The organism is Neisseria sp. P0021.S007 (assembly GCF_051956855.1).
In genome coordinates, this window is record NZ_JBQCXA010000638.1 from 1 (window position 1) to 647 (window position 647).

At 56.9% G+C, this 647-nt stretch carries 1 protein-coding gene; it reads right to left on the bottom strand.

Going from position 1 to position 647, the window contains the following annotated elements:
• Window positions 1-647, bottom strand: a 647-nt coding sequence (locus tag ACTHUR_RS15100) for a tetratricopeptide repeat protein (RefSeq protein ID WP_440399431.1), incomplete at both ends; no start/stop codon positions are given.

The window sequence follows — 647 nt, forward strand, 5'->3', positions numbered from 1 at the left end:
TGGCAGCCTGCAACCAACGACAGGCGGTAGGGATGTGGCTGGAGACGCCTTGCCCGTGGTAATAGAGTCGTGCCAAATAGTATTGAGCTTCGGTATGGCCTTGTTCCGCCGCGATTTCAAACCAATGGGCGGCAGATTGGAAATCGACCTCAACGCCTTGTCCGTAATAATACAATTTGCCCAATGTGGCGGCGGCATTTTTGTGATGGAATTCGGCGGCTTCTAAATACAGTTTTCTGGCGCGGTCGTAATCCACCGCTGTTCCTATGCCGTAATGACATGCTTCGGCATCGCGGAAGGTTTGTTCCGTTTTTTGGAAGAGTAGGGCAGCTTCCCTGATTTGTTCATACTGCTGGGGATTATGCAGCGCGGCATCACTGAGCAGCTTTTGGATGGCGGTGGCGCTGCCGAGTGTCGCGGCACGGTGGTAATAGTCGTGCGCTGCGTGCGGGTCGGCTTTGACGCCGAGTCCGTAGCGGTAGAGGTCGCCCATAATGCGCAAAGCTTCCGGATGGCGGCGGTCTGCAGCAAAACGGGTGTGGCGCATGGCTTGGAGCGGGTCTCGTCCGATCAGTTTGCCTGTCAGACTGTGTTGCGCCAAGGCGGCCGCGGCGTCTCCACTGCCTTTCGTGGCAGCTTTCCGATAC